General features: G+C 61.2%; 13 protein-coding genes and 3 tRNA genes. 9 read left to right on the forward strand and 7 right to left on the reverse strand.

Features of this window, described 5'->3' with window-relative positions:
- Positions 1-534: an NADH-quinone oxidoreductase subunit B family protein gene (locus JQ621_RS26435; RefSeq protein ID WP_212238535.1), complete on the forward strand. Its 534-nt coding sequence runs from the start codon at positions 1-3 to the stop codon at positions 532-534.
- 97 nt (positions 535-631) lie between these two features.
- Here the strand turns inward: JQ621_RS26435 and JQ621_RS26440 are convergent, their stop codons facing one another.
- Entirely contained in the window at positions 632-952 is a 321-nt protein-coding gene (locus tag JQ621_RS26440; RefSeq protein WP_212238545.1) for a helix-turn-helix domain-containing protein, read from the reverse strand.
- 228 nt (positions 953-1,180) lie between these two features.
- Between JQ621_RS26440 and JQ621_RS26445 the strand changes: the two genes are divergently transcribed.
- A complete protein-coding gene (locus tag JQ621_RS26445; protein ID WP_249125590.1) occupies positions 1,181-1,930 on the forward strand; it encodes a spermidine synthase in 750 nt (249 codons plus the stop codon).
- Between the two features lie 513 nt (positions 1,931-2,443).
- On the opposite strand, the gene JQ621_RS26450 is transcribed toward JQ621_RS26445, so the two are convergent.
- Positions 2,444-2,515: transfer RNA gene (locus JQ621_RS26450), tRNA-OTHER, on the reverse strand.
- A gap of 262 nt (positions 2,516-2,777) precedes the next feature.
- On the opposite strand from JQ621_RS26450, the gene JQ621_RS26455 reads away from it, so the two are divergent.
- Together JQ621_RS26455 and JQ621_RS26460 are read left to right on the forward strand one after the other, a co-directional pair.
- Positions 2,778-3,347 (forward strand): hypothetical protein, encoded by a 570-nt coding sequence (locus JQ621_RS26455; protein WP_212238551.1) that lies wholly within the window; start codon positions 2,778-2,780, stop codon positions 3,345-3,347.
- A 166-nt stretch (positions 3,348-3,513) separates the two neighbouring features.
- On the forward strand, positions 3,514-3,744 hold the full coding sequence (locus JQ621_RS26460) for a DUF6894 family protein (protein WP_212238553.1): 231 nt from the start codon (positions 3,514-3,516) through the stop codon (positions 3,742-3,744).
- 34 nt (positions 3,745-3,778) lie between these two features.
- On the opposite strand, the gene JQ621_RS26465 is transcribed toward JQ621_RS26460, so the two are convergent.
- The gene (locus JQ621_RS26465) at positions 3,779-3,970 is read right to left on the reverse strand and encodes a hypothetical protein (protein ID WP_212238555.1); all 192 of its coding nucleotides are present in this window, start codon (positions 3,968-3,970) and stop codon (positions 3,779-3,781) included.
- 417 nt (positions 3,971-4,387) lie between these two features.
- Between JQ621_RS26465 and JQ621_RS26470 the strand changes: the two genes are divergently transcribed.
- Together JQ621_RS26470 and JQ621_RS26475 are read left to right on the forward strand one after the other, a co-directional pair.
- Positions 4,388-5,380 carry an AlbA family DNA-binding domain-containing protein gene (locus tag JQ621_RS26470; RefSeq protein ID WP_212238558.1) on the forward strand — a complete coding sequence of 331 codons (993 nt, stop codon included), beginning with the start codon at positions 4,388-4,390 and terminating at the stop codon, positions 5,378-5,380.
- A gap of 121 nt (positions 5,381-5,501) precedes the next feature.
- Entirely contained in the window at positions 5,502-6,293 is a 792-nt protein-coding gene (locus tag JQ621_RS26475) for an HNH endonuclease (RefSeq protein ID WP_212238561.1), read from the forward strand.
- 264 nt (positions 6,294-6,557) lie between these two features.
- On the opposite strand, the gene JQ621_RS26480 is transcribed toward JQ621_RS26475, so the two are convergent.
- Both JQ621_RS26480 and JQ621_RS26485 read right to left on the reverse strand, forming a co-directional pair.
- Positions 6,558-6,631: transfer RNA gene (locus JQ621_RS26480), tRNA-Gly, on the reverse strand.
- 447 nt (positions 6,632-7,078) lie between these two features.
- Positions 7,079-7,264 carry a hypothetical protein gene (locus JQ621_RS26485; protein ID WP_212238564.1) on the reverse strand — a complete coding sequence of 62 codons (186 nt, stop codon included), beginning with the start codon at positions 7,262-7,264 and terminating at the stop codon, positions 7,079-7,081.
- 207 nt (positions 7,265-7,471) lie between these two features.
- Between JQ621_RS26485 and JQ621_RS26490 the strand changes: the two genes are divergently transcribed.
- Entirely contained in the window at positions 7,472-7,858 is a 387-nt protein-coding gene (locus JQ621_RS26490; protein WP_212238567.1) for a YciI family protein, read from the forward strand.
- Positions 7,859-7,884: 26 nt separating this feature from the next.
- Here the strand turns inward: JQ621_RS26490 and JQ621_RS26495 are convergent, their stop codons facing one another.
- The gene (locus tag JQ621_RS26495) at positions 7,885-8,448 is read right to left on the reverse strand and encodes a TMEM175 family protein (RefSeq protein WP_212238570.1); all 564 of its coding nucleotides are present in this window, start codon (positions 8,446-8,448) and stop codon (positions 7,885-7,887) included.
- 126 nt (positions 8,449-8,574) lie between these two features.
- Between JQ621_RS26495 and JQ621_RS26500 the strand changes: the two genes are divergently transcribed.
- Entirely contained in the window at positions 8,575-10,632 is a 2,058-nt protein-coding gene (locus JQ621_RS26500; RefSeq protein ID WP_212238573.1) for an ATP-dependent helicase, read from the forward strand.
- 97 nt (positions 10,633-10,729) lie between these two features.
- Positions 10,730-11,761: an LLM class flavin-dependent oxidoreductase gene (locus JQ621_RS26505; RefSeq protein WP_212238575.1), complete on the forward strand. Its 1,032-nt coding sequence runs from the start codon at positions 10,730-10,732 to the stop codon at positions 11,759-11,761.
- A gap of 111 nt (positions 11,762-11,872) precedes the next feature.
- Here the strand turns inward: JQ621_RS26505 and JQ621_RS26510 are convergent.
- Positions 11,873-11,958: transfer RNA gene (locus JQ621_RS26510), tRNA-Tyr, on the reverse strand.
- Positions 11,959-12,104: the final 146 nt, after the last annotated feature.

Genomic DNA, 12,104 nt, shown 5'->3' on the forward strand with positions numbered 1-12,104 from the left:
ATGCGCAAACTTCTGTTTCAAAGTTTCTTCCAGAGGCCGCTCACGGAGCAGGCTCCTGCCCTCGACCAGACGGCTGTCGAGGAGCTCGCCGGCGCGATTCAGCGCGCCACACGGCGACGCCTCGGCCGAAGCCTCTCGATCCGCGAAATAGATGCCGGGTCATGCAATGGTTGCGAGCTGGAGATCCATGCGCTGAACAATGCCTATTACGACGTCGAACGTTTCGGTATTCGCTTCGTCGCTTCGCCACGCCACGCGGACGTTCTCCTGGTCACGGGGCCCGTGACCAGGAACATGCGCGATGCCCTGGAGCGGACCTATCATGCGACCCCCGACCCGAAATGGGTCATTGCCCTCGGCGACTGCGCACGGGATGGCGGGTGTTTCGCCGGCAGCTACGCGGTGGTCGGAGGGGTCTCGCAGATCGTTCCCGTCGATCTTCATATTCCGGGCTGTCCGCCACCGCCGCTTGCGATTTTGCAGGGTCTGCTTGCCCTGCTCGATCGAACCACGCAAAGCGCCGCTTCCACGTGAGGCCATTCCAGGCCGGTTTGACCCGCGGAATGGGTTCAAGCCGCAATCGTCGTTATCGTCTTCGACCTGAAAATCCGTTCTTGGAGAACCACGCCACCTATCGAGTCCGCTCCAGTGTCCGCTGTGGCGAGGGCTTGGACTGCTTCATGTTCTTCGCCTTTGGCTTCGCAACATGGTCCCTGAGGCGAACGCCGCGGCCACCCGCTGAGCTCGTAACACCCGGATTGATCAATTCGATGCCGGCATTCTCCAGCGCGGAAACCAGCTTCATCAGAGAATCGACGTTGCCGCGGATAACGCCGTCGCTCGCCTCCATCCGCTGGATGGTCGGGACTGAAAGATCTGCAAGATCGGCGGTTTGCCGCTGATCGATGTTCAGGAGCGCGCGGGCCGCCCTGAGCTGGTTGGCCGTAATCATGGAATGGCAGTCTCCAGTGCGATTTGCTTCGAATAGATCTACACAGCACGAATTTGAGGTTCAAGCATCAGTTTAGATGGAAAATATATCAACCGCAAAGCCCGGAACGCTCAGACGAACCGCGGTGCCCGGCCCCCCGATTCATCGCACCGTCCCTGAAACCGTTTGCGCACCACACGTCACATGATAAGAGATGTTTGAAGCATGTGTTATGATGCTCGACTCCTAATGTGGTTGTCCGACGTGAAATTGCTGGGACGTTATCAGGGGAGGAATGGGCGGATCGAGATCGTCGAGTGCTCCTGGGACGGAACACGGGTCTATTTCGAAGAAGGTGTGAGACAAAGTCAGGCAACGCCCGACGGCGAAAGCGTCTTTACATACGTCAAGCTGATGGACGAACTCCTGTCGCGGTCCGAACACATCCTGGTGCTGGGCTGCGGCGGCGGAAATCTTGCGACACGGCTGTGGCGTCTTGGCAAGAAGTTGACCATCGTTGACCACAACCCGATCAGCTTCGTGCTGGCACACCGGTACTTCGACCTGCCGGACGAATTGCCCTGCATCGTCGCCGACTTCAGGGAATTCGTGTTCGATGATCTCACTTACTACGACGGCATTGCGATCGACGTCGGCGGCCCCGGATTTCGGTTTACCGATGAGTTCGATGCCGAGACCTGCGACGCAATCCGCGCGCGCTTGGCGCCGGGTGGCCGGATCGTGATGAACGTGACCGTCTCCAACGACATTGATCCGACACCCGACCGGATCGCCGCGCGGCTTGCCGGCGCGGAACTGCGGACATGGATCGTCGACGAGCAAGGCATCGAGGACCGGAATGCAGTCATCGCCTGCGTGCCCGAGAAGACACTGGGTTCGCAGGCAGCGCTCGATCGCGTCATCCGCCATAGCCATGAACGGTGGGCTGTCCGCCGAGGACGATCGCGGGGCCGCGATCTTTCCTTTGAATCGCGCTGACGTTGCAATTATCCGATGGCGCCGGCGTCAGCGCTGGCTTTTTTAGAGGGCGACGAACCGAGACGAAATCTCAAGGCAACATGCCCGGCTCGACGAGCTTCATACGAGGATTGGATGCCAACCAATCTTTAATGCACGCTTCCCGCGTAGCCCCGGTCGCCACAACGCAACGAACCTTCCGGCCTGCGCGTTGAGCGGTTACAATCTGGGTAACCCACGGACGATCATCGATCATTGGGCCTTCGACTGAAAAGGTATTAGCGCTGTCGTCCCTCAAGATCAGAAAGAAGGGTTTTTGAGCCATCGGAGCTGTCCTTGCGAAAACTCATCGTCAAGACATTAGCTCGAATCAGTTGCTGCTAGGAACCGCGCCGCGGAGACCTTTCCCCTAAATAATCTGGCGGAAAAATTCGAGGTTGCCCCTTCAACGATGGCCCGCGCGATGCGCGGCGTGCCGCCGGACGAGGCCGTTCGCGGCATCCGGCCAAAATGGCGAGACATGCCTGAAAACGCTGGAGCGGGTGAAGGGAATCGAACCCTCGTATTCACTTGGAGGCTGCTGCTCTACCATTGAGCTACACCCGCGTCAGCCGCTCCCTAAGCAAAAGGCGGGCCAGCGCTATGGCACCCTGGCGAAACGAACCGACGAAAGCTTTGGTTCGGTGCGTCGTGTCTTTGAGGTCCTCGTCGCACGAGAACGCGATCGTGCCGACAGTTTGTCGGCGGCCTGTCTCGCTGCCTGCGGCAAGCGCCCGGACGCCGCGGATCTGCCCTGGACACCGATCGATCTCGTTCCCGCGGAAGAGATTCCGAGCTTGGGAACTCCGGATTATCGACGCCCTACACCGTGTGGACGCTGGCCACGCGCCACCGCCAGCGCGCCTTCGTGTTCCGGACTTACGTCATCGCTCTCGCCGAGGATCCCGCGGTCAGAAAGGCTGCGGAAGGCTTCGCGCGCGAAGCGCTGTTCGGCGGAAATCAGTTGCGCCGTGAGCGGCGGCGGGCGTGGAGGAACGAGCAGAAAATTGCGGCTGACGAGATTGCGATGGCTGACGAAACCGGCGAGCCGCCGTCGGCTGCGCTGCTGGAAAGTCTTCTCCTCAGGGACATCATCGCGTGGTCGCTGGGATTGACCCCCGCCGAGCGCGAGCGCGTGCTTGCCATGGATCGTTCCCGGCTGCCACAGCATTTTCTGGTTCCGCCGGAGGGGTTTGACGTCGAGCCCGCCTCCGGAGAGATCGAACAGATCAAGCAGCGCGCGCTGCGCCGCGCCGAGCAACTGTCGAACATCTATCTGGACGACGCGGACAGCGCGCGCGATCAGACCAGCATGGAGCTTGCGCAGAAACTTGCCGCCGAATCGATCATGCGGCTCGCCGGCCTGCGCAATATCGCCGCCGCATCGGCCCGGGGTTGACGCGTCGACGAGGAAGGCGAGGTCAGACGCATCGCGTCATCGCCGCATGGGTCCGGTTCTTGACCTTGATCCAGCACATGAGTGAGTGGCTGTCCTCGCCCGGTTTGAGACCACCGGAATAGTTGCCCCGCTAGGAACTTTATCCTGCCTTGGCGCATTGCCCCGCATGCCGAGATACTATTTTCACATCAAGCACGAAGACACCGAAATCGACCAATTCGGTGAGGAGCTTCCGGACAAGCATGCAGCGTGGAACGAGGCCACGGTTACGGCTGGCCAGATTCTCCAATCCATTGACGGAAAGCTAGCGCCGGGACGAGACTGGCGGATGGAAGTGATGGACGAGCTCCAAAATACACTCTTCGTGCTGCACATTCGCGCGGCGAAGCCGGTGTGAGGCTCGTTCACTGGCGGAGGAGCCGGTCAAGTCGTCACTCCGGCGCAACGTGCTCCTTCTTTGACAGCGCGGCGATGGACTCGCCGGCGTAGGGCATCCTGCCGCAGCGGCGTGTCGCGATCGTCAGCGGCGCGACGGGGGCGGTCGTCATTGCTGCTACAACGCGACGGGCCATCTTGGAGGCGATCACTTGAGTCAGCGTCCAGCCGCGATGTGTCGAAATCATCGGATTGTTATCAGAAAGGAAGTTCAACGCTCATGGCTAAGCCATTGAATGAGCTTTGGAGCGGGTGAAGGGAATCGAACCCTCGTATTCAGCTTGGAAGTCTAATTTCGGCTCGCTCACCCAACTTCACTCAGCGTCATTTCCGTTAACATTTCAAAGCTTTAGGCACAAAGCGCGCATCACCCAACTTCACTCAAAAACACGCCTGATCTGGGAATTTTGCGCCCGGTGAGCGCCCGAAAATACGGTGTAGAACACTCACTTCCACGTTGTCCGACCGCTCGCCTACAAGCATCGTAACGCACCAGAACGAAGCTAGTTAGAGCGGTAGGAATGTTGGAACTGCCTGACGACGTAGGCGCTCTGTTGGTACACGACCTGACTACGGGCGCGGTCTCTACCCGTGAGGGAAAGCGCTTGGAGTTCAAGCGCGACTTCGCAAAACCAGACTTCTCTGAGTACACGAAGGTCTTGGCGTCATTTGCCAATGCCTTGGGCGGCGTCATCGTCTTCGGGGTCAGTGACAGCCCCCGCCGCGTTGAGGGTTGTCTTCCCCTTCCCGACGAAGCGGCTTGGGCCGACCGCTTGCGCGAGGACTTTGATCCAGAAATCCCATTTGCAGTTCGCGACTACCAGGTAGGTGCTGCGGCATTGCGCGTAATTGGCGTCGGCCCATCCACCCACAAGCCCGTGCTGTGCAAGAAAACTCGGACTAAGTCGGTCACCAGCAATAAGGGGCCCAAGGACGTGGAAGTCCTCAGAGAGGGTGCGATCTACTATCGATACTCGGGCCAGACGCGACCCATCAACTACTCTGACCTGAGCGCAATGCTGTCTGAGCGCGAATCTCTTTATCTCAAGAAAATGATGGAAACGCTTCAGGTGGTGCAAAAGGTAGGCCTGGAGAACGCTGGCGTGGTGGATATGTCCACCCCACAATCCAGCGTCTATATGTCGGCGGAGGCGGCAAAAGGCTTATCGATCATCGACAAGGCAACTATCGTTCAGGAGAAAGGCGCACCAGCCTACGTAATGATGGGCAACGTCGCGACCAAGGAGATAGTGCACGCCCCATTTGAAGATGAAGACAAGAACATTCCAATGGAGGCTGCGGCGATTTTGTCTCCAGTTGTGAACGAAGTCTACGACGGTGATCCAGCAAAGATACACCCCGCTCAGGTCACGAAGCTTTTGCAGCACCTCGGCATCGACAAGGACAACAGGCACTGCCTTTACGAGAAGAAGCTCAAACGAAAATACGTGACCCGACTGGGCCTCAAAGCACTTGAGAACTTCATCCGCACGCGGCCGAAAGAGGCACTACAAGCGTTCGGATCAAAGGAGTGCATTGCTAGGTACGGGCTGAAGAACAACCTTAGCGACGAGAAGCGGTATCTTGCGCCCGAATAGCGCCCGTAAATTTTCCGTGGAAACAGACAACAGACACACGCAACACGAGAGCGCGCCGGGTATGCTTACGGTCGGCCGAGACCCTAGGCTGTGCAATCTCGCCGGCCCAGCGGGAAATGACATGCCACGAATTACCGTTTCAAAAAAACTTCGGTTTGAGGTCTTCAAACGGGACTCCTTTACTTGCCAGTATTGCGGCCAAAAAGCCCCTGAAGTCATCTTGCAATGTGACCACATAGATCCCGTCGCCGAAGGAGGAACGAACGACATTCTCAACCTCATCACCTCCTGCTTTGACTGCAACAGCGGAAAAGGTGCCAGAAGTCTCTCGGATCAAGCAGTTCTCAATAAGCAAATGGATCAGCTTGCGGAATTGCAGGCGCGCCGTGAGCAGATTGAAATGCTCATTGAATGGCGAACCGCCCTGGAGAAGATCAAGGAAGACACCACGGAAAAGGTAGCCGAGCATTGGAGCGCCGCCGTGGAGGGACGAGCTTCACTCACCAAGACTGGAAAGGATAAGGTCAGGAAGCTGGTCAAGGAATACGGGCTTGATCTTGTTCTCCGCGCAATTCCTGAGGCTATCGAAACCTACGGTCGCCGAAGTGGCGACGAACACTTGCTCACGATGGAGTCGATCGACCATGCTTTTTCAAAGCTGGGCGGTGTGTGCCGAGTTTTGAGGGATTCGGAGGAGAAGCCTTGGCTACGGCGCGCTTTCTACGTTCGAGGAATCCTTCGCGCTCGGCTGTCATACGTCGACGAGCGGTTGGTCATGCACTTGCTGGAGGAATGCGCCAAACGAGATGTTGATTTCGACTCGCTAGATAGATTGGCGAAAAGCACCAGTAGTTGGTCCGCTTACCGCGACGTCCTTGAACAATTCATTGAGAGCCACCCGGTGGAGGAGTGATACGGTCTTCTTGGCCGCCTGCTACCACTCTAGCTAGCCTGTAGCTTCGCCAACTCCGGCTCCGCCCTTTTGATCATCGGCTTCGCGTGACACCGCGTGATCAAAAAAGATCGTTGCGCGCGTAGATCACCAGCCTGAAAAAAGGATGCTCCAAAGTGCGCCCGACCTGCGCCCGAAAAGCCTGTGAAAAAACCGACTGCGGAGCTTGTCTGTGCGAATCCGCTATGCAACCTGCTGACTTGCCAATGATTTTTAGGGGCGCGTTGGAGCGGGTGAAGGGAATCGAACCCTCGTATTCAGCTTGGAAGGCTGCTGCTCTACCATTGAGCTACACCCGCGTCAGCCGCTCCCTAACACGGCCGGGCGGCGGTCTCAACTGCTCCCGGGAGCGCTTTCGCCGGCTTTCCGTGGCTTGCGCACAGGCCAGGTTCCGCCCTCGCCCGCCGGCCCCTTAACAGCGGCGGCCTTTCCGCCTATATTGATGTCTCCCGCAATCAACGAAAGGAGGTGATCCAGTGTCTTTTACCAAGCGCTGTCACCTCGCTGGGATCGCCCGCTAAGCGCTCAACAGGACTTGGCATCGGGGCGCTCTCAGCCCTGGACCAGCGAGCAAGAAATCGGGCGCGACGGGCCTTGCCCGCCGCGCCTTTTTCTTTGGTAACTATCGCGGCAGGAACAGCCTCATCGCGCGCCCCTTTCGCTCTCGATCGCCGCGGCAGCGAGGAATGGCGGCGCTGGCGATCGTGATTTGCACGACGCGCGCTGTTGCGCGCCCCTTGGCGAGATCAGACGTTGAAGATGGCGAGCACGGACCGGCGCTTGCCGCGGCGTGTCTCGACGATGCGTTCGCCGCCGCTCTCGGCGGAGCTGCCGTAATAGCGGTGATGGCCTGCCTGATCGTGCAGGTCGGCAGGTTCGGACGTGCCTATGCGCCGCGCGTCGCAGATGATCTTGATGGTCCGACCCGACATTGCCGCCTCCGATGGTCCTTGATTGCTGTTGGTGGCCATCAGTCGCGTCGGCTTTGGCCGGCGTTCACGCCGCCCGGCGGCAATCGGGTTTCAGAATGGTTTCGTCAGCATCGCCGTGACGCAATATATTGCGCCCGGCCGTTGTCGGTTCCGGCGGCGTTCATACGTCCTCTGGGCTGCGCGCCCTGAAAAACAAGCGAGTTGAAGATGCTTTACGCCATCCTGGCCTATCATGTGGAAGACGAGTTGCTGTCATGGACGCCGCAGCAGGATGCCGCGGTCCTCGCCAAGGTCATCGAGGTTCAGGGGCCGTTGAGAGCCAGCGGACATCTCGGGCCGGCCGCTCGTCTGGATGACACCAAAAAGGCCCGCACGTTGCGCGGCCCAGGCGCCGGCATGGTGCTGGATGGCCCGTTTGCCGAGACCAAGGAGCAGCTGCTCGGCTTCCATCTCGTCAACTACGACACGGAGGAAGAGGCGATCGAGGCGGCGCGGAAGCTGCGCGCGGTCAATCCGACCGCGGCTTACGAGATCCGTCCGATCAAGCTTTACGTGCCGGCCGATGGGTTCGGCGCGACGACGACAGGCAGATAGCAGCCCGCCGATCCATCCGGCCCGAGCTAAGTCTCGTAGACGCGCCGGATCAGGAGCCCGCCGAAGGCAATGAACCACAAGAAGGGCGCGACCTGCGGCGCGAATGCCGCAACGATCGTTCCGGGGATGAACACGAGCAGCGGAAACAGCGAGGCCAGAGGCCATTTGCCCAATATGGTCCACCACAGCCAGGCATTGAGGCCGGCAATCGCGGTGAGGTGCAGACCGTACAGGACGGCGACCGCACTGCTCATGGCGTAGTTGGTGTAGAGACCGTTCGTCACCGGCAGCAGCACGATCGAGAGCAGGAAGAAGAGATTGAGGATCACGACGCCGCGGCTGCCGATGGGTTGAGCTGCGAGCCGCCGGTGATGGCTGAACCAAAACAGGCCGGCGATGATGAAGCTGAGCGCCAGACCCGCGAGCTTGCCGGAATAGGTCCGGGCGAGATCGTGCCAATCAGGGACGCTGGTGAACACCGCCGCCTTGGGCAGATCATAGGCCAGGAGGGTCATGGCAACACCGAAGATGGTATTGCTCAGTGATTCCAGCCGTCGCATCTCGAACTTTTCGGGCTTGGGCTCGGTCATGGCGGTTCGCTGGTGGGGCTGGAACCTGGGTTGTCCCTCTCCCCTAAATGCTCAGGCGACTTGCGTCCAGCCTCATTGCGATTCGGCGGGGGATCGTCGAATCTGCCGGCTTCATCGGGGCGATTCGTGACGTCATATCTGGACACGCTCAATGCGGAGCAGCGCCGCGCCGTGGAGCATGGCGTGGCCGACGGCGCGACCGTGGGCGCCCCCCTGCTCGTCATTGCCGGTGCCGGTTCCGGCAAGACCAATACGCTGGCCCACCGCGTTGCGCATCTGATCGTCGCAGGGGCCGACCCGCGCCGCATCCTGCTGATGACGTTTTCCCGCCGCGCCGCCGCCGAGATGGCGGGCCGCGTCGAACGCATCGCCCGAAAAGTGCTGGGCGAGAACAATGCCGCGATCATGCGCGACGCCTTGAGCTGGGCCGGCACCTTCCACGGCATCGGCGCGCGGCTCTTGCGCGAATATGCCGAGCGGATCGGCGTCGATCCCGCCTTCACCATCCACGACCGCGAGGATTCCGCCGACCTGATGAATCTTGTCCGGCACGAACGCGGGCTGTCGAAAACCGAGAGCCGCTTCCCGGCCAAGGGCACGTGCCTGTCGATCTACTCGCGCTGCGTCAATGCCGAGATGGAGATCGAGAAGGTGCTGGGGGCGCATTATCCCTGGTGCGCGGGCTGGGCCGCAGAGCTGAAGGCGCTGTTCGCCGCTTATGTCGAGGCCAAGCAGGCCCAGCACGTGCTCGATTACGACGATTTGCTGCTCTACTGGTCGCAGATGATGAGCGATGCGATGATCGCCGACGAGATCGGCGGCCGCTTCGATCACGTGCTGGTCGACGAATATCAGGACACCAACCGCCTGCAATCCTCGATCCTGCTGGCGCTCAAGCCGGACGGACGCGGGCTCACCGTGGTCGGCGACGATGCGCAGTCGATCTATTCGTTCCGCGCCGCCACCGTGCGCAACATCCTGGACTTTCCGGAGCGTTTTGCGCCGCGCGCGGAGATGATCACGCTCGACCGCAATTATCGCTCGACGCAGCCGGTGCTCGCCGCGGCCAACGGCGTCATTGGGCTCGCGCGCGAGCGTTTCACCAAGAATCTCTGGACCGACCGCACCTCGATACAAAAACCGCAGCTCGTCACCGTGCATGACGAGGCCGACCAGGCCCGCTACATCGTCGAGCAGGTGCTGGCCAACCGCGAGCAAGGCGCGCTGCTCAAGCATCAGGCGGTGCTGTTCCGCACGTCCTCGCATTCGGGTCCGCTGGAAATCGAGCTCACCCGCCGCAACATTCCCTTCGTCAAATTCGGCGGGCTGAAGTTCCTCGACGCCGCGCATGTGAAGGACGTGCTGGCACTGCTGCGGTTTGCCGAGAACCCGCGCGACCGCGTCGCCGGCTTTCGCATCCTGCATCTGCTGCCGGGCATCGGCCCTGCCACCGCGCAGCGCGTGCTGGACCAGATGGCGGAGAGCATGGATCCGCTGCACGCGCTCGCTCGGCTTGCGGTGCCGCCGCGCACCGGCGCCGACTGGACCGACTTCGTCCGCACGGTCGAGAATTTGCGCCATTCGGAATGGCCCGTCGATCTCGAGCGCGTGCGTTTGTGGTACGAGCCGCATCTCGATCGCATCCACGAGGATTCCGAGACGCGCCGCGCCGACCTGATGCAGCTCGAGCAGATCGCCAGCGGCTATCCCAGCCGCGAAAAATTCCTGACCGAGCTCACGCTCGATCCGCCGGATGCGACCAGCGACAAATCAGGACCGCCCTTGCGCGACGAGGATTATCTGATCCTCTCCACCATCCACTCGGCCAAAGGCCAGGAGTGGAAGTCGGTGTTCGTGCTCAACGTCGTCGACGGCTGCATGCCCTCCGATCTCGGTGCCGGAACCAGCGCCGAGCTCGAAGAGGAGCGCCGCCTGCTCTATGTCGCGATGACGCGCGCCAAGGACGATCTGCATCTCGTCGTTCCCCAGCGCTTCTTCGTCCACGGCCAGGCCGCCAAGGGCGACCGCCACGTCTACGCCTCGCGCACCCGCTTCATCCCCGAGCAGCTGATCCATCTGTTCGAGCGCACCGCCTGGCCGAAAGCCGCCGCAGGCGCGGCGCGCACCGCATCGCAGGGACCGAAGATCGACATCGGCGCGCGGATGCGGGGGATGTGGCGGTAGGACGAACAAACGGAAACCGAGCATTTCCGGAATGCCGCCTTGTGATGCAGCTGCCATCCATTAGATCCGGTCGATCCTCCCCACAGAGACCTGATCGATGACCGCACCGCTTCAATTCGGACTGGATACCTTTGGCGACGTCACCAGGGATGCCGCCGGCAACATGCTTGCGCATGCGCAGGTGATCCGCAACGTCGTCGACGAGGGGGTGCTGGCCGACGAGCTCGGGCTCGACTTCATCGGGCTCGGTGAGCATCACCGCGCGGATTTCGCGATCTCCTCGCCCGAGACCGTTCTCGCCGCGGTCGCCTCGCGCACCAGGCGCATCCGTCTCGGCTCGGCCGTGACGGTGCTGAGCTCGGACGATCCGATCCGCGTGTTCCAGCGCTTTGCCACGCTTGATGCCCTTTCGAACGGACGGGCCGAAGTGATCCTCGGCCGCGGCTCGTTCACGGAATCCTTTCCGCTGTTCGGCTTCGACCTGCGCAAATACGAAGAGCTGTTCGAGGAGAAGCTCGATCTGTTCGCTGCACTGCTCTCGCAGAAGCCGGTGACGTGGCAGGGCAAGCTGCGCCCGCCGCTGAGGGACCAGTTGGTCTATCCGCCGGTCGAGAACGGTCAGCTCAAGACCTGGATCGGCGTCGGCGGCAGTCCGAAATCGGTGGTGCGCGCCGCGCATTACGACCTGCCGCTGATGCTCGCCATCATTGGCGGCGATCCGGAGCGCTTCGCCCCTTACGTCGACCTCTATCACCGTGCCTTCAAGGAGTTCGGCCAGCCCGCGCAGCCGGTCGGCGTGCATTCGCCCGGCTATGTCGCCGAAACCGATGAGCAGGCGCGCGAAGAGCTGTGGCCCGATTACAAGGCGATGCGCGATCGCATCGGCCGCGAGCGCGGCTGGCCGCCGATGGGCCGCGACGAGTTCGTCAGCGAGGCCGAGCACGGCTCGCTCTATGTCGGCTCGCCGGAAACGGTGGCGCGCAAGATCGCGAAGACGGCGAAGACGCTTCGCATTGCGCGGTTTCAGCTCAAATACTCGGCGGGCCCGCTGCCGCACGACAAGCTGATGAAGAGCATCGAGCTTTACGGGGGCAAGGTGGTGCCGATGGTCAGGGAGATGATGGGGTGAGAACGTCGCGTTTGCCTCAGTCCGTCTTCGCCCTACGGGCTTCGCCGGACACCGCACTTCGCCCTTCAGGCATCAGGTGGCTGCGCCACGCGTAGCCCGAAGGGCGAAGCGTGGTGGGGGAGGCAGGACTCGAACCTGCGAAGCCATGAGGCGGCTGATTTACAGTCAGCTCCCTTTGCCACTCGGGACACTCCCCCGCTCGACGGCAGCACAATCGGGCCGGACCTGTGCCGGCGGACCGAAGACGGCCATGGAACGTGAAGGCCGCGACAGCCCGGATGGGGGCGCGACCGGGCGCGGTTATGGGCGAAGCGGTGGGGTAAAGTCAACCGAGGCGAACAGC

It is taken from the genome of Bradyrhizobium manausense, from assembly GCF_018129685.1.
Classification (GTDB): domain Bacteria; phylum Pseudomonadota; class Alphaproteobacteria; order Rhizobiales; family Xanthobacteraceae; genus Bradyrhizobium; species Bradyrhizobium manausense_D.